We start from the raw sequence: 20,636 nt of genomic DNA, 5'->3' as shown, positions 1-20,636 counted from the left end.
CCTACTCCGCCGCGACCATGTTCACGGGATCGCGGACGCCGGCATCGTCGATGTCGGCCTGGTGCGAATACTGGTCGATGCGCGCTTCGATCTCATGACGGAAATGCGCGATCAGGCCCTGGATCGGCCAGGCGGCTGCGTCGCCGAGCGCGCAGATGGTGTGGCCTTCGACCTGCTTGGTGACTTCCAGCAGCATGTCGATCTCGCGCTTGTGGGCGCGGCCTTCGGCCATGCGAGAAAGCACGCGCCACATCCAGCCGGTGCCCTCGCGGCACGGCGTGCACTGGCCGCAGCTCTCGTGCTTGTAGAAATAGGAGATGCGGGCAATCGCACGGATCAAATCGGTCGACTTGTCCATCACGATCACGGCCGCGGTGCCGAGGCCCGAGCGCAGCTTGCTCAGACTGTCGAAATCCATCGGCGTGTCGATGATCTGCTCGGCCGGCACCATGCGCACCGAGGAACCGCCGGGGATCACGGCCTTGAGGTTGTCCCAGCCGCCGCGGATGCCGCCGCAATGCTTCTCGATCAGCTCACGGAACGGAATGCCCATGGCCTCTTCGACGTTGCAGGGCCGCTCGACATGGCCAGAGATGCAGAACAGTTTTGTGCCGACATTGTTCGGACGGCCGATGCCGGCAAACCACGCCGCGCCGCGGCGCAGGATGTCCGGCGCAACCGCAATGGACTCGACATTGTTGACGGTGGTCGGACAGCCGAACAGGCCGACATTGGCCGGGAACGGCGGCTTCAGCCGCGGCTGGCCCTTCTTGCCCTCGAGGCTTTCGAGCAGCGCGGTTTCCTCGCCGCAGATATAGGCGCCGGCACCGTGGGCGACATAGATGTCGAACGGCCAGCCATTGACGTTGTCCTTGCCGACCAGCTTGGCCTCATAGGCCTGGTCGATCGCGGCCTGGAGATGCTCGCGCTCGCGAATGAACTCGCCGCGGACATAGATGTAGCAGGCATGCGCGTTCATCGCGCAGCTCGCGATCAGGCAGCCCTCGATTAGTAGATGAGGATCGTGCCGCATGATCTCGCGGTCCTTGCAGGTGCCGGGCTCGGACTCGTCGGCATTGACGACGAGATAGCTCGGCCGGCCGTCGGTCGATTCCTTCGGCATAAACGACCATTTCAGGCCGGTCGGAAAACCGGCGCCGCCGCGGCCACGCAGGCCCGACGCCTTCATCTCGTTGATGATCCAGTCGCGGCCCTTGTCGATGATGGCCTTGGTGCCATCCCAGGCGCCGCGGCGCCGCGCGCCCTCGAGCCCCCAATCATGGAGGCCGTAGAGGTTCTTGAAGATGCGGTCCTTGTCCTCGAGCATTTCAGTGCTTTCCGATCAACGGTTGGCTTGCTTGTAGGCAAGCCCGGCGGCGCAGACGGCGAAGGTCAGCGCCCAGAGCAGACTGGATTCCAGCGACGCGTTCATCGTGAAACGCTGGAGCAGGAAAATGAACGCGGCCGCGACGGCGGCATGCAAGGCGATGAAGCCCCATTTCTTCATGACGTCGCCACTCCCCGCTCCGGGTCTCGCGAGATCACCCATCAGGTGGTCTCCTTCAACGTGGTCGGCCCGCCGATCGGCGCCGAGAACTGGCGGCCGTTCTGCGGACCAGGCTTGGGCGGATTGCCCGAAGCAAAGCCGTCGAGCACTTTGCCAAAGCTCTCCTTGGTCAGGTCCTCATAGGTGTCCTTGCCGATCAAGACCATCGGCGCGTTCACGCAGGCCCCAAGGCACTCCACCTCTTCCCAACTGAAATTGCCGTCCTTGGAGAGATGGAAGGCATCGTGATGGATCCGGCTCTCGCAGACGTGGATCAGATCCTCGGCCCCGCGCAGCCGGCACGGCGTGGTGCCGCAGACCTGGACGTGGGCCTTCTTGCCGACGGGGGCGAGCTGGAACATCGTGTAGAAGGTCGCGACCTCGAGCACGCGGATATAGGGCATGTCGAGCATGTCGGCGACGACGCGGATCGCGGCTTCCGAGACCCAGCCGTCGTGCTGTTCCTGCGCGCGCCAGAGGATCGCGATCACGGCCGAAGCCTGGCGTCCGGCCGGATATTTCGCGATCTGCTGCTTGGCGAACGCGAGGTTCTCCTCCGTGAACGCAAAGCTCGCGGGCTGGACTTCCTTCGGTGCTAATCGGCGGACGGACATCTGTTCAATCTCTCACTGCATGCGGCGCGCAGTTTTCGCATTCAGGGCATCGATCCTGCTCTGCCAGAATGCGCTTGCGGTGCCGAAAACGTTGTAGCCGACGTGGGTCGAGACCTTGATGCGATCGAGGATCGACAGCTCGGTCACGGTCTCCATCCGCTTGCTGCGCGGATCGAACACGATCAGCTTCAGCGGAGTCTGTTCGAGGATGAAGCGCGACACCGCGTGGGTCGGATCGCTGCCGTGCTCCTCGCACATGATGACGCTGTCGGCCTCAAGCAGCCGGGCGCCGCCCTTGATCGCCTCGATCTCGACGCCCTCGACGTCGAGCTTGATCAGATATTTGCCGCTGGGAGCGACCTTGCCGTCGTCGATGAGATTATCGAGCGCAATGACCGGCACTTCCTCGCCGCCGGCCGAATTATCGCCGGCGATGCTGAAGGCCTCGTGCTTGGTGCCGGACAGCCGCGCGGTGCCGCGGGCCGCGCCGATTGCGCATTTCATAGTCTCGAAACGGTTGGCGTTGACGCGCGCGTTGTTGGCAAGCTTCGGATAGTTCTGCCCCGACGGCTCGATCGCGATCGCCTTGTGGGCGCCGAACGGCTTGCCCGAGACCAGCACCGACCAGTAGCCGTAATTGGCGCCGCAATCGAGCAGCGTGTAGTCGACGTCGATGGAGTCCACGAACAACAGCTCGAGCTCGTCCTCGTAATTGTAGGAGCGGTTGAGCAGCTTGCTCCAATAGCCGTCGCCATAGGGAAATTCGAACACGGCGTCGGGGTTGAGCTTGATCGCGATGTTGCGCTCGGGCAGCGTTTTCCGCAGCAGGTTGGCGCAGGCGATGTAGCCCATATGCGAGAAGTGCGACGAGATCTTCGATCCCGTCATGAGCGCCAAGGCAGCCGTCCGCTCCCACAGGTTGGCCCCTTCAAGGGCCCCCGAGGCACGGTCAAACTGGATCGGCGCCTGCGCCATCACCGATCGACCTCACCGAACACGATGTCGAGCGAGCCGAGGATCGCCGAGACGTCGGCGAGCAGATGGCCGCGGCAGATGTGATCCATCGCCTGGAGATGCGCAAAGCCGGGCGCGCGGATCTTGCACTTGTAGGGCTTGTTGGAGCCGTCGGAGACGAGATAGACGCCGAATTCGCCCTTCGGCGCCTCGACCGCGGCATAGACCTCGCCGGCCGGGACGCGGACGCCTTCGGTGTAGAGCTTGAAGTGATGGATCAGCGCTTCCATCGAGCGCTTCATCTCGCCGCGGCGCGGCGGCGCGATCTTGTTGTCCTCGACGACGACAGGCCCCTGCCCGTCCGGCGCCTTCAGCTTCTGGAGGCACTGCTTCATGATGCGCACGGACTGGCGCATCTCTTCCATGCGGATCAGATAGCGGTCGTAGCAGTCGCCGTTCTTGCCGATCGGAATGTCGAAATCCATCTCGGCGTAGCATTCATAAGGCTGCGACTTGCGCAGGTCCCAGGCTGCGCCCGAGCCGCGCACCATAACGCCCGAAAAACCCCACTCCCAGGCTTCCTTCAGCGGCACCACGCCGATGTCGACGTTGCGCTGCTTGAAGATGCGGTTGCCGGTGAGCAGCCGGTCGAGATCGTCGACCACTTTCAGGAACGGATCGCACCAGGCCTCGATATCGTCGACCAGCTTCTGCGGCAGATCCTGATGCACGCCGCCGACGCGGAAGAAGGCTGCGTGCATGCGGCTGCCCGAGGCGCGCTCATAGAACACCATCAGCTTCTCGCGCTCTTCGAAGCCCCACAGCGGCGGGGTGAGCGCACCGACGTCCATCGCTTGCGTGGTGACGTTGAGCAGATGCGAGAGGATGCGGCCGATTTCGCAATAGAGCACGCGGATCAGCTGCGCACGGCGCGGCACCTCGATACCGAGCAGCTTTTCGGCGGCGAGGCAGAAGGCGTGCTCCTGGTTCATCGGCGCGACGTAGTCGAGCCGGTCGAAATACGGGATCGCCTGGAGGTAGGTCTTCTGCTCGATCAGCTTCTCGGTGCCGCGGTGCAGGAGACCGATATGCGGATCGACGCGCTCCACCACTTCTCCGTCCAGCTCGAGCACCAGGCGCAGCACGCCGTGCGCCGCCGGATGCTGCGGGCCGAAATTGATGGTGAAATTGCGGAGTTCTTGCGGTTGCTGGTTCATGGTCAGCTCTTCGGCCCCGCTTTTTCATCGCCTGGAAGGACCGGATAGTCGCCCCCCTCCCACGGCGACAGGAAATCGAACTTGCGGAACTCCTGGTTGAGCCGCACCGGCTCGTAAACCACCCGCTTCTCCTGGTCGTCGTAGCGGACCTCGACGAAGCCGGTGAGCGGAAAGTCCTTGCGCAGCGGATGGCCTTCGAAACCGTAGTCGGTCAAGAGGCGGCGCATGTCGGGATGGCCGACGAAGATCACGCCATAGAGGTCGTAGGCCTCGCGTTCGAACCAGTCGGCGCCGGGAAACACCTCGATCAGCGACGGCACCTGCGTGGCCTCGTCGGCCTGGGCCCTCAGCCGAATCCGCGTGTTCAGCGCCGGTGACAGGAAGTGATAGACCACGTCGAAACGCTTCTCGCGGTCGGGATAGTCCACCGCCGTGATGTCGGTGAAGTTGATGAAGCGGCAATTCGGATCGTCGCGGAGGTGCTTGACCACCTCGACGATCTTGCTGACTTCGACATCAACCGTGAGTTGGTTGAAGGCGACCGAGTGACCGGTGGCGGCGCCCGGCAGCGCGCTAACGATCGTTTGCCCAAGGGCGTCGAGCTTGCCATCGTCCATGACGTAAAACCTTAGCGTTCGATGGTGCCGGTGCGCCGGATCTTCTTCTGAAGCAGCAGCACGCCGTAGAGCAGCGCTTCCGCGGTGGGCGGACAGCCCGGCACGTAGATGTCGATCGGCACGATACGGTCGCAGCCGCGCACGACCGAGTAGGAATAGTGATAGTAGCCGCCGCCATTGGCGCAGGAGCCCATCGAGATGACGTAGCGCGGCTCGGGCATCTGGTCGTAGACCTTGCGCAGCGCCGGGGCCATCTTGTTGGTCAAGGTGCCGGCAACGATCATCACGTCGGACTGACGCGGCGAGGCGCGCGGGGCGAAGCCGAAGCGCTCGATGTCGTAGCGCGGCATCGACACCTGCATCATCTCGACCGCGCAGCAGGCAAGACCGAACGTCATCCACATCAGCGAGCCGGTGCGCGCCCAGGTGATGAGGTCGTCGGTCGCAGCCACGAAGAAGCCCTTGTCGGACAGCTCGTGATTGACCTCGAGGAAGAACGGATCGTTGGCCCCGACCGGCTTGCCGGTCGAGGGATCCAGGATGCCCTTGGCGGCCGGTGCGAGGACCGGACCGGCGGATGGTGCAAGGTTCAATCCCATTCGAGCGCGCCTTTCTTCCATTCATAAGCGAACCCGACCGTCAGCACGGCGAGGAACACGACCATGGACCAGAAGCCGGTCGCGCCAAGCTTGCCGAACGCCACTGCCCAGGGAAACAGGAACGCCACCTCGAGGTCGAAGATGATGAAGAGGATGGCGACCAGATAGAAGCGGACGTCGAACTTCATCCGGGCGTCGTCGAAGGCGTTGAAACCGCACTCATACGCCGACAGTTTTTCCGGGTCCGGCTGCTGGAACGCGACGACGAAGGGCGCGATCAGCAGCACCAGGCCGATGATAGCAGCTACCCCTATAAAGACGACGAGTGGAAGGTAGTTCTGTAGAATGCCGCTCATTGACGAGCCCTTTTTCCCGCAGCTTCGGGACAGCCACGGATTCGTCCGATTTGGAATTATTCTGAGCCTTAGCGCAGTGCACCAATGGGCGCAAGACACGCTCTTTTTAGGCCCTTTACCGCCCCCAGAACGGTAGAAATCCCGGAATCACCCCGCGCTGGTATGGAGCAGATCGGCAAAGCCAGCAAGGGTAGCCGCAGTTTTGCAAGGTGGCAGTCCTGAGCTTGCGGCGCACAGGTCCCGGCAACTACTTGCCGTGGAGCGTCTGCCCAAATTGCGAGGTCTTGCTGCGGCGGCGCACCCAAATCCAGGCGATGAGCAGCACGGGGGCTCCCACCGTCACCCAGGCTACATATTGGCCAATCGCGCCCCAAAGCAATGCCGCCAGCAGCCCCGTGATGGTCGCACCCGCGAACAGCATAGGTGCCGCAAATACACGTACCCACAGGCGCGAGCGACCCCGGGAGCCATGCATCACGACGGAACCGAGGCCCTTCTGGCGAACGCGTCGGTCCGAGCCGGTGCCCGTTTCCGCCGCCGGGCCAACCAGAGATAGGGGCCGCTGCCGATCACGACAATCGTGAGCATATCGAGCGCCGCCCAGATTAGCTTCAGCGGCATGCCGCCATAGTCGCCGAAATGCAGCGGCTGGGAGATCAGCAGCGCCTGGAGATAGAGCGGCAGCGCCCGGCTGTCGGCGACCTCCCCTGTTTCGCCGTCGAGCAGCACCGGCTTCAGCAGCCGCGACGTCAGCGCCGTGTCGCCGCGCATGAACGCGGCGAAGTGGTGCGAGGAGGTGAACGGCGTGCCCGGAAACGCGATGAAGGCGATCTCCATGCCGGGCGCCGCCGTTTTGGCGCGCGCAACGACGCCGTCGAGCGAGGCGAGATGCGAGGGCGGCGGCCTGCCGGCATAGGGCGCGACCATGCTGGCGAGCTCGTTCGCTTTCCACTGGTTCAGCATCAACTCGGCCCAGGTGTTGACGACACCGGTCAGCCCGACCACCAGAGCCCAGGCCACCGTCACCACGCCGATCAGATTGTGCCAGTCGAGCCAGACAACGCGGCGCGAGGCGCGGTCGCGAATGGTGGCAAAGCGCAGCCGGCGGGTGAACGGCCAGTACAGCACGACGCCGGAGACGATGGCGACGGCAAACAGCAGGCCCATCCCACCAAGAAACAGCTTTCCGGCCTGGCCCGCGAACATGTCGGTGTGCAGCTTGAGCACGATCAGCATCGGCCCGACACCGACCGGTCCGAGCAGCTTGGCCGAGTGCGCATCGAAGGCGCGCACGGTGGTGTTGTCCGGCAGCCCGTCGACGGCACTGTTGGTGAAGGCCGTCACGATCCCGGGCTCGTCCTTGTCCCAGGAGATATATTGCAGCACCCGGCCAGGATCGGCGGCGAGCGCGGCGTCGGCGACTTGCTGGGTCGTCGCACGCGCCGCGCTCGCATGAGCTTCGGGCTGGGGGGCATAGCCCAGGAGCTCATCGATCTCGTGATGGAAGACCAGCGGCAGGCCGGTCAGGCAGAGCAGCAACAGGAACACGGTCGAGATCAGGCTGGTCCAGGTGTGGACCACGGACCAGAGTCTGACCGTTCGCGCTTTCACGATGGCGCTCCCTCGGTTGTCCTCACCATTTGTAGGAGACGCTGGCGGTGACGCGCCGGCGGTCGCCGTAGAAGCAGGACGTGGCCGAGGCGCAACTCGCGACATAGATCTTGTCGGTCACGTTGATCACGTTGAGCGCGGTGCGCCAGTTCTGCCATTCGTAGTGGACCGCAAGATCGCCGAGCACCACCGAGGGAACCTCGAGCGTGTTGGCGGTGTCGGCCCAAGAGGAGCCGACATAACGCACGCCACCGCCGAAACCAAACCCTTCCAGCGGTCCGTCCTTGAAGGTGTAGTCGGCCCAGCCCGAAACCAGGAGCTCAGGCGTGTTGGTCGGCGTCTTGCCAACCAGCGCCGGATCGAGATCCCTGCTGTTGAAGAGATGATAGGCCGTGAAGGAGCCGATCAGCTTCAGCTCCTTTGTGGCATTGGCCACCGCTTCGAGCTCGATGCCGCGCGAGGTCACCTCGCCCGTCTGGTTTTGCAATACCGGGACACTGCCGGGCAATGTCGTCGCGACATTTTGACGGACCAGATCGAAGGCCGAGACTGTGAAATAGCCGTCGGCTCCCTTTGGCGCGACCTTCACGCCGATCTCGGCCTGCTTGCCGGTCTCCGGCAGAAACAACTGGTTCTGGGCATTGAGGCCGATAACCGGATTGTAGCTGGTCGCGTAGGACACGTAGGGCGCGATGCCGTTGTCGAAATTATAGATCAGCCCAGCACGGCCGCTGAACCGACTGTCGTCGCGACTGGCGACCACGGCCCGCGTATCACGGGCATCCTGCGTCGTCTCGACCCAATCATTTCGGCCGCTCAGCACCAGCGTGAAGTTGCCGAGCTTCATCTGATCCTGAAGATAAGTGCCGACCTGCTTCTGCGTGATGAGGAAGTTGCGGAAAGGCGCGCTCGGTAACGGAACCTCGGCTCCCCCATAGGCGGGATTGAAGACGTTGATCGCGGGCACGCCGAACCCGAAAGCTTGGTAGTCGTCAATCTGGTACCCCCTCAGGTCGACCCCGAACAGCGTCGTGTGTCTGACCGGGCCGGTGTTGAAGCAATACTCGAGCTGGTTGTCGAGATTGGCGTGGTTGGCGGTGTTCTTCGCATACCAATTGTACCGGTTGAGGGTAGCCGTGTTGACGTCGGCCCAATCGTTGCCGACATAGCCGCGGTAGGTAATGTCGACATGCGCAAACCGCGCGTTCTGGCGGAATGTCAGGTCGTCGGTGAGATTGCGCTCGAATTGGTAGCCGAGCATCTCCTGCTCGCGCGTGAACTTGTCGACACCGGGATCGCCCGCAAAAAAGCTGGTCGGGATCTTGCCGAATGGTTCGTTGGTCACCGTGCCCCTGTAAGGCAGGAAGTTGATGCCTCGGGTGTCCTGCTTCGAGGCCGACGCCAAGACCGTGAACGTCGTGTCGGCATCCGGTTTCCAGGTCACCGACGGCGCGATGAAGTGGTTGTTGTCGGGTGTGAAGTTGACCTGCGTGCCGCCGTTCTGCACCTGTCCGACCACGCGGGCGAACAGCTTGCCGTTCTCAGGGCTCGTCGCGACCGGTCCGCCGAAATCGAAGCTGATATAGGCATTGCCGAAATTGTTGACGCCGGTCTCGACGTAACGGATCAGTTCGGCCGGGGGCAGCTTGCTGATGACGTTGACGATGCCGCTCGGGCTCGATCCGCCATAGAGCACGGCCGAGGGACCGCGCAGCACCTCGACCCGCTCCATATTCGGGGTCTGGAGCTTCCAGCTCGCATAGGACGTGTAGAACAGTTGCATCCCATCGAGAAACAGTCCGATGTCCTCGGATTTGAAGCCGCGGATCAGCCACCAGTCGTTGCGGGTGTCGGTGCCAAACGTTCCGGCACGCACGCCGGCAGTGTAGCGCAGGACCTCGTCGAGCTTGTTCGGCTTCTGGTCGCGGATCTGCTCGGCGCCGATCACCGAGACCGACTGCGGCGTCTGCATGATCGGCGTGTTGGTCTTGGTGCCGGACGAGCTGCGGCCTGCGACGTAGCCGTGCACCGGGCCGCGCGGCGTCTCGACGAAGCCGACGTTGCGCTGCGGTTGCGGCTTCTGGCTGTTGGCACTCTGCGGCGACCGCTGGGCGCGGCGCGGCGTGCTCGTGGCTGCGCGGCGGCGTTGTTCCGGCGCGGCGACGGTCACCGGCGGCAGATTCGTCGCGCCGGATTGCGGCGAAGATTGTGCGAACAACGCTTGCGGCGTCAATACCCAAGCGGATGCGGTCGCCAATACGGCCGACCGCAGCATTCCAAGACTGTTCAACGCGCCACCCCGAAAACTGCGTATTTGTTGCGTCACGCCGTCAGTCCCATGACGGAATGCGCCGCGTCGACGCTTACGTGAGGGAACGCGATTTCGCTAATTGAAAGCTTCTTAGAAGGAGTCTTAGAAGCGCTCAAAGATTTCCAAATATTGCCGTGAAATCAGCGTGAAACTTTTTCGGCTTCGAGCATTTCGGCCGCGATCGTCGTGAGCTGATCGAGCTGTCGCAGCAGCGTTTGGAACTCTGCTTCGCTCAGATGTTCCAACAGACGCCGATTGCGCTCCTGCGCGCCGGCGACGATCGCATCATGCGCGGCAAGGCCCGCTGGAGTCAACGAGACCAGCACCTCGCGGCTGTCTTTCGGGTTCGCCGATTTCGCGATCAGCTTGCGCGACACAAGTTCCGCCAGCGCGCGACTGATCTGACCCTTGTCCTGGCCGACCGCTTCGGCGAGACGCGCCACGCTCATCGGCGGCCGCCGGCCGAGCGAGGCGACCAGGCCGAACTCGACCGAGGACAATCCGGCGAGACGCTTGTAGCGCAGGACGGCGCCGCGCTTGAGCAAATTGGCGAGCACCATTAGCCGTGACGACAGCATCGTGGTGATCGGCGCCGGCGGATCGTTCTCGTCTGTCCCGGGCGACGATCCGCCCCTGCTCGGTGTCTGGCTCATGGTCCACCTCTGCCAAGAAAGCCGTGGCGTGCCAAGCCTGAGCGGAGGGCAGGGCAATCGCATATGGGCGCACGATGCGACATCGGCAGTGGGCTCCCTCTCCCGCTTGCGGTCGCTTGCGGGGGAGGGTTGGGGTGGGGGTGTCTCCGCGTCGGGATTGTTGGGATTGGGGGAGGAAATCCCGCCGTGGCGAGAGCCTTCACCCGCCGCGCTCTGCGAGCGCGTCGGCCTCTCCCGCAAGCGGGAGAGGCGGAGCAAGCCCGCGGACAATCCGCGTGAAATCCATATGCGATTGCCCTAGAGCGGAAGATCCCAACGACGCGCTGAAGGGCAGTTTTGGGGCAGATGCAGTGCGTTATTCCCTGCTCTCGGCGGCCGTCACGACCACGCTCGGCGCCCTGCTGTTCGTCTGGGCCGCCCGGTCGATCCGCACCGATATCGGCCGGGCCGCCGCCTGAGCCGGCTAGGCGAAACCGGCTAGATGAAACCATTTTGCGGAACCCGCGAAGCCATCCGGAAACAGACGGTCCTTAAGACAAGAGCCAACAGGCGACGGCAAAGCCCGTCGGGAGGCTCAGATGAACCACTCAATTCATTCTGCTGATCGTGGGACCCACATGAAGATCGTGGTGGTGGCGCTTGTGGCCGGCATCGCAGTGGCCGGCTTCGGAATCGCAGCCCGCACCAACGCCGATTACAGCCAGACCGCCCAGTCGACCCATGTGATCAAGGCCGGTAAGCCGGTGGTGGTCACCAGCGTGGGGACGTCGGAGATCCGCTAACGGCCCCATTCCGGGAAGTCCGATGGCCGCCTCCGGGCGGCCTTTTCGTTTTCCCGAGCAATACTTAGCCGAGGCGCGCAGGCGAAGCGCAACGTCCTTGACTTCACCAAGCCCCGCCTTTAAGTCCCCCCTCGTTCCGCGCGCTTTCAGCGAACCACGCGGGAGTAGCTCAGTTGGTTAGAGCGCCGGCCTGTCACGCCGGAGGTCGCGGGTTCGAGCCCCGTCTCTCGCGCCATTTTGGCAATCCCTTCATAGCCTTAGCACGAACTTCTCGACGCCTTTCGCATCCGTTTGGCCGTTGACAGCGTCTGGCCGCATCCGGGGCGTAGTCAGCCTCCGGCCGAATCGTCTACGCCTGCCGGGGTTTTTGCAGGTTTCCCTCACGTTGTTCGACTTTCCGGGATTCCCTGCCGTTGGATCATCGAGGAAGGCCAGACAGCATGGCGAAGAAGGCAGCCGCTCCCGTCACCATCACCCTCAGGCACCTCGCCGCGGATATTGCGGAAAGCCAGGACCTGTCGAAGAAGCACGCCGAGGCCGTGCTGACCGATATGGTCGACCTGATTGCAAAACACTTGAAGAAGGGCGACCGCGTCCGCATCGTCGGCCTCGGCATCCTCCAGGTCCGCAAGCGCGCCGCCCGCACCGGCCGCAATCCCGCCACCGGCGAGCCGATCCACATCAAGGCCAGCAGGAAGGTCTCGTTCCGCCCGGTCAAGGAGCTCAAGGAGGCGATCTAGCCGCTTACGCTTCGTTAAGGCTGATCCAGGCGTCGTGCCCCGCATCAACGCAGCCCACGGAATGACGCTTTTCTGGTATACCGCGTGGCCTCCCTCAGGCCCGGCGGTTTGACCAGAAATGTCCTCCCTCACCTTTACGCACACCGTGACCGAGCGCTTCCTGCGCTACGTCACTATCGACACCCAGTCCGATCCGGAATCCCCGGCCTCGCCCTCGACCGAAAAGCAGAAAGATCTTGGCCGCGTGCTCGCCGCCGAACTGAAAGAGATGGGCGTCGCGGACGCCCATCTCGACGACTACGGCTACGTCTATGGAACAATCCCGGCCAATACCGACAAGAAGGTGCCGGTGATCTGCTTCTGCTCGCACATGGACACCTCGCCCGATTGCTCCGGCAAGGACGTCAAGCCGCAAATGGTGAAGAACTATCGCGGCGGCGACATTACCTTGCCGGGCGATCCCAGCCAGGTGATCCGCTTCGCCGAGCACCACGCGCTGAAGAACCAGATCGGCAACGACATCATCACGACCGACGGCACCACGCTGCTAGGTGCCGACAACAAGGCCGGCGTCGCCGAAATCATGGATGCCGCGCATTTCTTCATCAACAATCCGCAAGTGAAGCACGGCACGATCAAGATCCTGTTCACGCCCGACGAAGAGATCGGCCGCGGCGTCGACAATGTCGATCTGAAGAAGCTCGGCGCGGATTTCGGCTACACCATGGACGGCGAGAGCGCCGGCTGCGTCGAGGACGAGACGTTCTCGGCCGACGGCGCCACCATTACCATCAACGGCGTCAGCGCCCATCCCGGCTATGCCAAGGGCAAGATGGAGCACGCCATCAAGATCGCAGCCGCGATCGTCGAGCGCCTGCCCAAGGAAGGCTGCTCGCCCGAGACAACGTCAGGCAAGCAGGGTTTTCTGCATCCGATCGGCATCGACGGCGCGCTGGAACAGGCGACGCTGTCCTTCATCGTGCGCGACTTCACCGAGGAAGGGTTGAAGGAGAAGGAGATCCTGCTCGAGGGCATCGTCAAGGATGTGATGAAGGATTATCCGCGCTCGACCTACAAGTTCGAGGTCAAGGAGCAGTACCGCAACATGAAGCAGGTGATCGACCGGCACCCGCACATCCTCGAATACGCCATCGAAGCGATCCGCCGTGCCGGCCTCCGCCCAATGCGCACCGCGATCCGCGGCGGCACTGATGGTTCGCGCCTGTCCTTCATGGGCCTGCCCTGCCCCAACATTTTTGCAGGCGAGCACGCATTTCACTCGCGCCTCGAATGGGTCAGCCGGCAGGACATGGAGAAGGCGGTGCAGACCATCGTGCATCTCGCGATGATCTGGGAGGAAAAGGCTTAGCGCTCGCGCGCATGCAAGACGCGAAGCGACATCAAGTTCCCCACACGTAACAATGTTGCGGGTCGACACTGTTGCGGCCGCCATGCTACCGCAGCCAGACCGGGAACCAGAGCGATACCGTGACCGCGATCCGCCGAGCCAATCGATCCAGCCACCTGCGCAACTGGCGCGGGCTGCTCGCTGTGCTGATCGCGGCGGTCTATTTGCTGACGGGCGTGCTGCACGGGCTGCACGACATCGACGTCACCACGCCCGCCGGCGGCTCGGAGATCGCCGCGGTGCTCGACAGCTCGGGCCACGCTGACGACAAGGCGCTCGGCGGCCATCATTGCCATGGCTGCTTCTCGGTGACGGTGGCGCAGCCGGCGCCGTCTGCCGCATCGAGCGAGCTTGTGTCCGCTTCAGTCCCGCAATGCGCGGCCCGGCTCGCGGGCATCGTCCCCGATACCGACTCCCCGCCTCCCAAACATATTGCCTGAACGGATTGGTCGGGCGCTCGCGCCCATTAGGTTCATCCTTCACAGGTCGGTTTTATGTTTTGCAGGGGAATGGCTGCGCGCCTGGCGTGCGCGGCGGCGTGTCTGATTGCCGGGCTGGCGCTTGCACCGTCGCACGCCCAGACTTTGACGATGCGGAGCGCGCTGTCGCGGGCGCTGGCCGCGAGCCCGCGCCTGACCGCGGCCGAGCGCGATGTCGGCGTTGCCACGGGGCAGCGCATCCAGGCGGGCGCACTGCTCAATCCGGAGCTGTCCTATGAACAGGACAACTCTCTCGGCTCCGGAATCTACCGCGGCACCAAATCGGCCGAGACCACGCTCCAGATCAGCCAGGCGTTCGAGCTGTTCGGCAAGCGCGAGGCGCGGATCGCCGCAGGCGAGGCCGGAATCGAGGTCGCGGCAATCCAGCGCAAGGCCGTCAGGCTCGAGCTGCTCTCGGAGACCGCGATCGCCTTCCTCAGCGTGCTCGGCGCGCAGCGCCGTATCCAGATCCTCGACGAGCAAATAGTCGCCATCGACCGCCTGACGCCGCTGCTGCGGCGCCGCGTCGAGGCCGGCGCCTCCTCGCCGGCCGAAACCGGCCGCGCCGAGGTGGCGTCCGCTCTGGTGAAAGCCGATCGCGAGCGCTTCAAGGCGACGCTTGCCAGTGCCCGGCGCGAGCTTGCGGTGCTGATGGGCGATCCGACACCGAAATTCGCCGAGGTCTCCGGCCGCCTCGACACCACGGGGCGACCGCCCGCATTCCAGTCCGTGGTCGCCGCCATCGATGCCAATCCGCAGCTGGCGCGCTGGACCGCCGTTTATGCCCAGCGCAATGCCGAGCTGCTGCTGGCGCGGCTCAAGCCTTATCCTGACGTCCGGATTGCCGCTGGCTGGCGCCACTTCAACGAGACCAATGACGATGCGGTGCGCCTCACCGTCTCGGTGCCGATTCCCGTGTTCGACCAGAACCAGGGCAACATCCTCTCGGCGCAGGAGAGCCTGGCCAAGACCAAGGCCGAGCGCGACGCCAACCGCAACACGCTGGTCGTGATCGCCGGCCGCGCCTACGACTCGATCCGGGGCTCGCTGCGCGAACTCGCCGTGCTGCGCGAGACCGCGATCCCGAAGGCACAGGAGGCGGCCGAGGCGATCTCGCAGGGCTACGGCCAGGGCCGCTTCACCCTGCTCGAAGTGCTGGACGCCCAGGCCAGCGTCGCGCAGGCGCGGTTGCGCGAGCAGGAGGCGCTGCAGAATTTCCACGCGGGCGTTGCCACCATCGAGGGCCTGGTCGGCAATCCGTTCTCGCTCGCCCGGGAGGGCGCACGATGAAGACATCCTCAACCATCCTCGTGGGAATCGTCACGGCCGCGCTCGGCGCCTACGGCTATGCGATGCTGGCGCCGGCCCGCGTTGCGCCATCCGAACATGCCGCAGACAACAAGCCGGAGAAGCCGAACGACCATGTCGAGCAGGACGAGCACGGCGCCGATCGCATCCGCATCTCCGACGTCAAGCTTGCCGCCGCGGGCGTGACGCTCGCGGAGGCCGCCAGCGCCACGCTGACCGACACGCTCGCCTTCAACGGCATTTTGCGCGCCAACCAGGAAGCCGTGGTGCAGGTGACGCCGCGCTTTCCCGGCGTCGTCAAATCGATCCTGAAGCGGATCGGCGACAAGGTCGGCAAGGACGATTTGCTGGCTTCCATCGAGAGCAACCAGAGCCTCACGATCTACGAGCTCAAGGCGCCGATCGGCGGCACCATCATCGAGCGGCAGATCTCGCTCGGCGAATATGCCTCCGAGCAGAAGCCGGCCTTCGTCGTCGCCGATCTCTCCAGCATCTGGGTCGACCTCTCGATCTATCGCCAGGACCTCAGGCAGGTTCGCCTCGGCGACGAGGTGCTGATCGATCCCGACGACGGCCGCGGCGAAATCCAGGGCACGATCTCCTATATGGCCCCGATCGGCGCGAGCGAGACCCAGACCGCGCTCGCCCGCGTCGTGCTGCCCAACCCGGATGGCCGGCTGCGTCCCGGCCTGTTCGTCACGGCGCGGCTGATCCTGGCCGCCCGCGCCGTTGCCGTTGCCGTCCGCAAGAGCGCGATCCAAACGCTGGAGAACAGGACCATCGTGTTCGTCCGCGAGGACGGCGACAAGATCGAGGCGCGTCCGGTCGAACTAGGCGACTCCGACCCGAAATTCGTGGAGGTCCGTGCAGGGTTATCGGCCGGCGAGCGCTACGTCGCCGAGAACAGTTTTGTGGTCAAGGCCGAGATGGGCAAGGGAGACGCCGATCATGATTGATCGCGTCCTCGCCGCGTCCATTCGTCAACGATGGCTCGTTGTCCTCTTCGCGCTCGCAGCCGGCGCCTTCGGCGCCTGGAATTTCACGCGCCTGCCGATCGACGCCGTACCCGACGTCACCAACGTCCAGGTCCAGATCAACACCCGCGCACCCGGCCTGTCGCCGCTCGAAGCCGAGCAGCGCATCACCTTCCCAATCGAGACTGCGATGGGAGGCTTGCCGAAGCTCGACTACACGCGCTCGATCTCGCGCTATGGCCTGAGCCAGGTCACCGTCGTGTTCCAGGACGGCACCGACATCTATTTCGCGCGCCAGCTCGTCAATGAACGCATCCAGCAAGCCCGCGACCAGTTGCCTTCCGGCACCGAGGTCGCGATGGGGCCGATCTCGACCGGCCTCGGCGAAATCTACGTCTATTCCGTCGAAACGCGGCCCGGCGCGAAATCGGCGACCGGCGCCGATTTCACCCCGACCGAACTGCGGACCATCCAGGACTGGATCATCAAGCCGCAGCTCCGCACCATCCCCGGCGTGATCGAGGTCAATTCGATCGGCGGCTATGAGCGGCAATTCCACGTGCTGCCGATCCCCGGCCGACTGATGGCCTATCGCCTCGGCTTCCGCGACATCATGACGGCGCTTGCGGCCAACAACGCCAATGTCGGCGCCGGCTATATCGAGCGCAATGGCGAGCAATATCTTGTCCGCGCCCCCGGCCAGGTCGCCAATATTCAGGAAATCAAGGACATCGTGATCGGCTCGCGCGGCGGCGTCCCGGTGCGCGTCCGCGATGTCGCAGAGGTGCAGGAAGGCCAGGACCTGCGCACGGGCGCTGCGTCGGCGAACGGCAAGGAGACCGTGCTCGGCACCGCCATGCTGCTGATCGGCGAGAATAGCCGCAGCGTGGCCCAGCGCGTGGCCGCAAGGCTCAAGGAGATCACGAAATCGCTCCCCGAGGGCGTGATTGCGCGCTCGGTCTACGACCGCACGCATCTGGTCGAAGCCACCATCCAGACTGTCGAGAAGAATCTGGTCGAGGGCGCAGCGCTGGTGATCGCGGTGCTGTTCCTGATCCTCGGCAACATCCGCGCCGCGCTGATCACCGCCTGTGTCATTCCCCTCTCCATGCTGTTCACGATCAGCGGCATGGTAGAAAGCAAGGTCAGCGCCAATCTGATGAGCCTGGGGGCGATCGATTTCGGCATCATCGTCGACGGCGCCGTCATCATCGTCGAGAACTGCCTGCGGCTGCTCGCCGCCGAGCAGCACCGCCGCGGGCGCCTGCTCTCGCTGGAAGAGCGGATGCAGACCATTCGCGAGGGCGCCAGCGAGGTCATCAAGCCGAGCCTGTTCGGCACGCTGATCATCGCCGTGGTTTATCTGCCGGTCCTGACGCTGACGGGGACCGAGGGCAAGATGTTCACGCCGATGGCGCTCACTGTGCTGATGGCACTCGGCAGCGCAGCGCTGCTATCGATCACATTCGTTCCAGCCGCCATCGCGATCCTCGTCACCGGCAGGGTCTCGGAGACCGAGAACATCTTCATGCGCGCGGCCAAGCGGCTCTACGTTCCCTTGCTCGACCGTGCCATCAGCAACCGCGGCAGTGTCGCACTTGGCGCCGTCCTGATCGTCGCCGCAAGCCTGTTCGCCGCGACGCGCATGGGCGGCGAGTTCATCCCGAGCTTCGACGAAGGCGATATCACCATCGAAGCCATCCGGATTCCCGGCACCAGCCTGACCCAGAGCGTCGACATGCAGCTGCGCCTCGAGAAGGCGATCAAGCAAGTTCCTGAAGTCTCGACCATCTTCTCCAAAGTCGGCACCGCCGAAATCGCCAACGACCCGATGCCGCCGAACGTGGCCGACACCTATGTCACGCTGAAGCCGCGCGAGGAATGGCCCGATCCTGCGAAGCCGAAGGATGAAGTGGTCGCCGAAGTCGAGCGTGCCGCCAACACCCTGCCCGGCACGGCCTATGGCATGACCCAGCCGATCCAGATGCGGTTCAACGAGCTCATCGCAGGCATCCGGAGCGATGTCGGCGTCAAGATTTTCGGCGATGACCTCGACGTGCTCGCGGGCATCGCCCAGCAGGTCCACGGCGTGGTTCGCGGCATCGAAGGCGCCGCTGACGTCAAGACGGAGCAGATTGCCGGCCTGCCGATCCTCACGGTGAAGCTCGACCGCCAGGCGCTGTCGCGTTACGGCCTAAGCGTCGGCGAGGTTCAAAACCTCGTCGAGATCGCAATCGGGGGAAAACCGGTTGGAAAACTGTTCGAGGGCGATCGCCGCTTCGACATCGTGGTGCGCCTGCCGGAAAGCCTGCGCGCCAACCCCGATGCGATCAAGTCGCTGCCGATCCCGCTGCCGCCGGGCGAGGACACGGCGGCCGTCACCAAGACCGCATGGGCGGGGACCGCGAGTACAGGGCTGCGCTACGTCCCATTGTCCTCCGTCGCGGCGATCGAGATCGCGCCCGGCCCCAACCAGATCAGCCGCGAGAACGGCAAGCGCCGCGTGGTGGTGATGGCCAACGTCCGCGGACGCGATCTGCGCTCCTTCGTCGCCAAGGCCCAGGAAACTGTCGCAGAGAAGGTCAAGCTGCCACCGGGCTACTGGATCGGCTGGGGCGGGCAGTTCGAGCAACTGGTCTCCGCGACCAAGCGGCTCACAATCGTCGTGCCGGTGGCACTGCTGCTGGTGTTCCTGCTGCTGTTCATGAGCATGGGATCGGTGGCGGATGCGCTGCTGGTGTTCTCCGGCGTGCCGCTGGCACTGACCGGCGGTGTCGCGGCGCTGTTGCTGCGGAGCATCCCGTTGTCGATCAGCGCCGGCGTCGGCTTCATCGCGCTGTCAGGGGTGGCTGTGCTCAACGGGCTCGTCATCATCGCCTTCATCGAGCGGCTGCGCAGCGAGGGACGCCCGATTGCGGAGGCCGTGCGCGAGGGTTCGCTGACGCGCCTGCGCCCGGTCCTGATGACCGCGCTGGTCGCCTCCCTCGGCTTCGTGCCGATGGCGCTCGCCACCGGCGCCGGCGCCGAGGTGCAGCGGCCGCTGGCCACCGTCGTGATTGGCGGCATCATCTCCTCGACCGTGCTGACGCTGCTGGTGCTGCCGGCGCTCTATATGCTGTTCCGGCGTGACGGCGCGAGCGAAACGCCTACAATGGCGCCTGATTTGGCGACCTCCGGGGAGCGATAGATTTGGGCGGGCACGACCATCACGGTCACCACCACGATGATCACGGCGGCCACGCACACAGTCATGTACATGGTCTTGGTCATGCGCATGTCCATGCGCCTGCCAATTTCGGCAGGGCGTTTGCGATCGGAATTTCGCTCAACACCGCGCTGGTCGTGGCCGAGGCGGTCTACGGCTATATCGGCAACTCCACCGCGCTGCTGGCCGATGCCGGCCATAACCTCAGCGACGTGCTCGGCCTGATCGTGGCCTGGGGCGCATCGATCGCGGCCCGGCGCGCGCCGAGCGGCCGCTTCACCTATGGGCTTCGGGCTTCCACCATCCTGGCGGCGCTCGCCAACGCGGTGTTCCTGCTGGTCGCAACGGGTGCGATCGGCTGGGAGGCGATTTTGCGCCTGCGCGAACCGGTGCCTGTCGCCGGCATCACCGTGATGGTGGTCGCCGGCATCGGCATCCTCGTCAACGGATTCACCGCGATGCTGTTCGCGCGCGGACGCAAGGACGACATCAACATCGAAGGCGCCTACCTGCACATGGCGGCGGACGCCGCAGTCTCGCTCGGCGTCGTGGTCTCGGCGGCGCTGATCATCTGGACCGGATGGCTCTGGCTCGACCCCGTCACCAGCCTCGTGATCTGCGCCACCATCCTCTGGAGCACGACCAGCCTGCTGCGCGGCTCCATCGCCATGTCGATGGCGGCAGCGCCGAAGGGCACCGACCTCGACGCGATCAAAGCGTTTCTGCTGGCACGGCCCGGAGTCGCGGCGATCCACGATCTCCACGTCTGGCCGATCTCGACTACCGAGACCGCGCTGACCTGCCATCTCGTCATGCCCGCCGGCACCACCGGCGACGCGTTCTTGATGGAGACCGCGCAGCTGCTGAAGGCATCGTTCCGGATCGGCCACACCACGCTGCAGGTCGAGACGCATCCCGACAGCGGCTGCGCGCTGGCGCCGGATGATGTGGTGTGAGTCATACGCTTTAGCCTCTACATCGTCATTGCAAGCGCAGCGGTCGCGGTAGGGACGCTCATTGCTGAGCGCCCCCCGCACAGATCCGTACGTGCGGCTTTCCCGCATACGGCTCCCACCTCGGGTGAGTGACGGCGAAGCGTGCTCGCGGCCAAGGATGACGGATGTTGGGCCTGGGGAGGCAGTCACAGGCGAGGCGACTGATCGTCTCCCACCTCATGCCATCGGTCTGGCTGCGGCGCCGGAGCGTGCGTCTCCAGAGTTCGATGACGAAGAAGCGGAAGGCGCTGAGCGCCCGACTGTTGG

General features: G+C 64.5%; 20 protein-coding genes, 1 tRNA gene and 1 pseudogene. 10 read left to right on the top strand and 12 right to left on the bottom strand.

The features are described 5' to 3' along the window. Nucleotide 1 precedes the first annotated feature (1 nt). The 12 genes from nuoF to IVA82_RS17390 form a co-directional block, all read right to left on the bottom strand. Entirely contained in the window at nt 2–1,327 is a 1,326-nt protein-coding gene (nuoF, locus tag IVA82_RS17445) for an NADH-quinone oxidoreductase subunit NuoF (protein ID WP_247388495.1), read from the bottom strand. Nucleotides 1,328–1,342: 15 nt separating this feature from the next. Next, a complete protein-coding gene (locus IVA82_RS17440) occupies nt 1,343–1,549 on the bottom strand; it encodes a hypothetical protein (RefSeq protein WP_247388494.1) in 207 nt (68 codons plus the stop codon). Continuing rightward, nucleotides 1,549–2,160: an NADH-quinone oxidoreductase subunit NuoE gene (nuoE, locus tag IVA82_RS17435; RefSeq protein ID WP_247388493.1), complete on the bottom strand. Its 612-nt coding sequence runs from the start codon at nt 2,158–2,160 to the stop codon at nt 1,549–1,551. Before nuoE ends, IVA82_RS17440 begins: the two co-directional genes overlap by 1 nt. Before the next feature lie 12 nt (nt 2,161–2,172). After that, nucleotides 2,173–3,135 (bottom strand): FkbM family methyltransferase, encoded by a 963-nt coding sequence (locus IVA82_RS17430; RefSeq protein WP_247388514.1) that lies wholly within the window; start codon nt 3,133–3,135, stop codon nt 2,173–2,175. After that, entirely contained in the window at nt 3,135–4,331 is a 1,197-nt protein-coding gene (locus IVA82_RS17425) for an NADH-quinone oxidoreductase subunit D (protein WP_247388492.1), read from the bottom strand. The genes IVA82_RS17430 and IVA82_RS17425 overlap by 1 nt, the downstream gene beginning before the upstream one ends. 2 nt (nt 4,332–4,333) lie before the next feature. Continuing rightward, nucleotides 4,334–4,948 carry an NADH-quinone oxidoreductase subunit C gene (locus tag IVA82_RS17420; RefSeq protein WP_247388491.1) on the bottom strand — a complete coding sequence of 205 codons (615 nt, stop codon included), beginning with the start codon at nt 4,946–4,948 and terminating at the stop codon, nt 4,334–4,336. An 11-nt stretch (nt 4,949–4,959) separates the two neighbouring features. Then, nucleotides 4,960–5,547 carry an NADH-quinone oxidoreductase subunit B gene (locus IVA82_RS17415; RefSeq protein WP_247388490.1) on the bottom strand — a complete coding sequence of 196 codons (588 nt, stop codon included), beginning with the start codon at nt 5,545–5,547 and terminating at the stop codon, nt 4,960–4,962. Continuing rightward, nucleotides 5,538–5,903: an NADH-quinone oxidoreductase subunit A gene (locus tag IVA82_RS17410; RefSeq protein WP_148743655.1), complete on the bottom strand. Its 366-nt coding sequence runs from the start codon at nt 5,901–5,903 to the stop codon at nt 5,538–5,540. The genes IVA82_RS17415 and IVA82_RS17410 overlap by 10 nt, the downstream gene beginning before the upstream one ends. Nucleotides 5,904–6,150: 247 nt before the next feature. Continuing rightward, a complete protein-coding gene (locus IVA82_RS17405) occupies nt 6,151–6,324 on the bottom strand; it encodes a hypothetical protein (RefSeq protein ID WP_247388489.1) in 174 nt (57 codons plus the stop codon). Nucleotides 6,325–6,377: 53 nt separating this feature from the next. Continuing rightward, entirely contained in the window at nt 6,378–7,514 is a 1,137-nt protein-coding gene (locus IVA82_RS17400) for a PepSY-associated TM helix domain-containing protein (RefSeq protein WP_247388488.1), read from the bottom strand. Nucleotides 7,515–7,536: 22 nt separating this feature from the next. Further along, complete coding sequence (locus IVA82_RS17395) at nt 7,537–9,789, bottom strand: TonB-dependent siderophore receptor (RefSeq protein ID WP_247388487.1); 2,253 nt, start codon at nt 9,787–9,789, stop codon at nt 7,537–7,539. Nucleotides 9,790–9,965: 176 nt separating this feature from the next. Then, nucleotides 9,966–10,478, bottom strand: coding sequence for a MarR family transcriptional regulator (locus IVA82_RS17390; RefSeq protein WP_247388486.1), 513 nt, complete (start codon nt 10,476–10,478; stop codon nt 9,966–9,968). Between the two features lie 314 nt (nt 10,479–10,792). Here IVA82_RS17390 and IVA82_RS17385 point away from each other — a divergent pair. The 10 genes and pseudogenes from IVA82_RS17385 to IVA82_RS17340 all read left to right on the top strand — a co-directional run. Continuing rightward, nucleotides 10,793–10,936 (top strand): annotated as a pseudogene (locus IVA82_RS17385) (MFS transporter); the annotation flags it as partial. 120 nt (nt 10,937–11,056) lie between these two features. Further along, nucleotides 11,057–11,260: a hypothetical protein gene (locus IVA82_RS17380; protein ID WP_247380278.1), complete on the top strand. Its 204-nt coding sequence runs from the start codon at nt 11,057–11,059 to the stop codon at nt 11,258–11,260. A gap of 158 nt (nt 11,261–11,418) precedes the next feature. Then, nucleotides 11,419–11,495: transfer RNA gene (locus IVA82_RS17375), tRNA-Asp, on the top strand. A 205-nt stretch (nt 11,496–11,700) separates the two neighbouring features. After that, nucleotides 11,701–12,000 carry an HU family DNA-binding protein gene (locus IVA82_RS17370; RefSeq protein WP_247380275.1) on the top strand — a complete coding sequence of 100 codons (300 nt, stop codon included), beginning with the start codon at nt 11,701–11,703 and terminating at the stop codon, nt 11,998–12,000. A gap of 118 nt (nt 12,001–12,118) precedes the next feature. Beyond that, complete coding sequence (pepT, locus tag IVA82_RS17365) at nt 12,119–13,369, top strand: peptidase T (RefSeq protein WP_247380271.1); 1,251 nt, start codon at nt 12,119–12,121, stop codon at nt 13,367–13,369. Nucleotides 13,370–13,488: 119 nt separating this feature from the next. Next, on the top strand, nt 13,489–13,848 hold the full coding sequence (locus IVA82_RS17360) for a hypothetical protein (protein WP_247380263.1): 360 nt from the start codon (nt 13,489–13,491) through the stop codon (nt 13,846–13,848). Nucleotides 13,849–13,902: 54 nt separating this feature from the next. After that, complete coding sequence (ihpA, locus tag IVA82_RS17355; RefSeq protein ID WP_247380260.1) at nt 13,903–15,177, top strand: divalent metal ion exporter subunit IhpA; 1,275 nt, start codon at nt 13,903–13,905, stop codon at nt 15,175–15,177. Beyond that, a complete protein-coding gene (gene ihpB / locus IVA82_RS17350; protein WP_247380257.1) occupies nt 15,174–16,151 on the top strand; it encodes a divalent metal ion exporter adaptor subunit IhpB in 978 nt (325 codons plus the stop codon). Before ihpA ends, ihpB begins: the two co-directional genes overlap by 4 nt. Beyond that, nucleotides 16,144–19,356: a CusA/CzcA family heavy metal efflux RND transporter gene (locus IVA82_RS17345; RefSeq protein WP_247380254.1), complete on the top strand. Its 3,213-nt coding sequence runs from the start codon at nt 16,144–16,146 to the stop codon at nt 19,354–19,356. Before ihpB ends, IVA82_RS17345 begins: the two co-directional genes overlap by 8 nt. A 2-nt stretch (nt 19,357–19,358) precedes the next feature. Further along, complete coding sequence (locus tag IVA82_RS17340; protein WP_247380251.1) at nt 19,359–20,330, top strand: cation diffusion facilitator family transporter; 972 nt, start codon at nt 19,359–19,361, stop codon at nt 20,328–20,330. The last annotated feature ends 306 nt before the right edge of the window (nt 20,331–20,636 follow it).

This window comes from Bradyrhizobium sp. 142 (assembly GCF_023074015.1).
Lineage (GTDB): Bacteria > Pseudomonadota > Alphaproteobacteria > Rhizobiales > Xanthobacteraceae > Bradyrhizobium.
This window is presented reverse-complemented; position numbering and strand designations above follow the sequence as displayed.

What these genes read in the sequence shown, in the direction of transcription:
- IVA82_RS17425 (WP_247388492.1), bottom strand. Translation starts at nt 4,331, where the DNA reads ATGAACCAGCAACCGCAAGAACTCCGCAATTTCACCATCAATTTCGGC.
- IVA82_RS17395 (WP_247388487.1), bottom strand. Translation starts at nt 9,789, where the DNA reads ATGCTGCGGTCGGCCGTATTGGCGACCGCATCCGCTTGGGTATTGACG.
- IVA82_RS17390 (WP_247388486.1), bottom strand. Translation starts at nt 10,478, where the DNA reads ATGAGCCAGACACCGAGCAGGGGCGGATCGTCGCCCGGGACAGACGAG.
- pepT (WP_247380271.1), top strand. Translation starts at nt 12,119, where the DNA reads ATGTCCTCCCTCACCTTTACGCACACCGTGACCGAGCGCTTCCTGCGC.
- IVA82_RS17370 (WP_247380275.1), top strand. Translation starts at nt 11,701, where the DNA reads ATGGCGAAGAAGGCAGCCGCTCCCGTCACCATCACCCTCAGGCACCTC.
- IVA82_RS17410 (WP_148743655.1), bottom strand. Translation starts at nt 5,903, where the DNA reads ATGAGCGGCATTCTACAGAACTACCTTCCACTCGTCGTCTTTATAGGG.
- IVA82_RS17405 (WP_247388489.1), bottom strand. Translation starts at nt 6,324, where the DNA reads ATGCTGTTCGCGGGTGCGACCATCACGGGGCTGCTGGCGGCATTGCTT.
- IVA82_RS17420 (WP_247388491.1), bottom strand. Translation starts at nt 4,948, where the DNA reads ATGGACGATGGCAAGCTCGACGCCCTTGGGCAAACGATCGTTAGCGCG.
- nuoF (WP_247388495.1), bottom strand. Translation starts at nt 1,327, where the DNA reads ATGCTCGAGGACAAGGACCGCATCTTCAAGAACCTCTACGGCCTCCAT.
- ihpB (WP_247380257.1), top strand. Translation starts at nt 15,174, where the DNA reads ATGAAGACATCCTCAACCATCCTCGTGGGAATCGTCACGGCCGCGCTC.
- IVA82_RS17345 (WP_247380254.1), top strand. Translation starts at nt 16,144, where the DNA reads ATGATTGATCGCGTCCTCGCCGCGTCCATTCGTCAACGATGGCTCGTT.
- nuoE (WP_247388493.1), bottom strand. Translation starts at nt 2,160, where the DNA reads ATGTCCGTCCGCCGATTAGCACCGAAGGAAGTCCAGCCCGCGAGCTTT.
- ihpA (WP_247380260.1), top strand. Translation starts at nt 13,903, where the DNA reads ATGTTTTGCAGGGGAATGGCTGCGCGCCTGGCGTGCGCGGCGGCGTGT.
- IVA82_RS17380 (WP_247380278.1), top strand. Translation starts at nt 11,057, where the DNA reads ATGAACCACTCAATTCATTCTGCTGATCGTGGGACCCACATGAAGATC.
- IVA82_RS17430 (WP_247388514.1), bottom strand. Translation starts at nt 3,135, where the DNA reads ATGGCGCAGGCGCCGATCCAGTTTGACCGTGCCTCGGGGGCCCTTGAA.
- IVA82_RS17440 (WP_247388494.1), bottom strand. Translation starts at nt 1,549, where the DNA reads ATGGGTGATCTCGCGAGACCCGGAGCGGGGAGTGGCGACGTCATGAAG.
- IVA82_RS17415 (WP_247388490.1), bottom strand. Translation starts at nt 5,547, where the DNA reads ATGGGATTGAACCTTGCACCATCCGCCGGTCCGGTCCTCGCACCGGCC.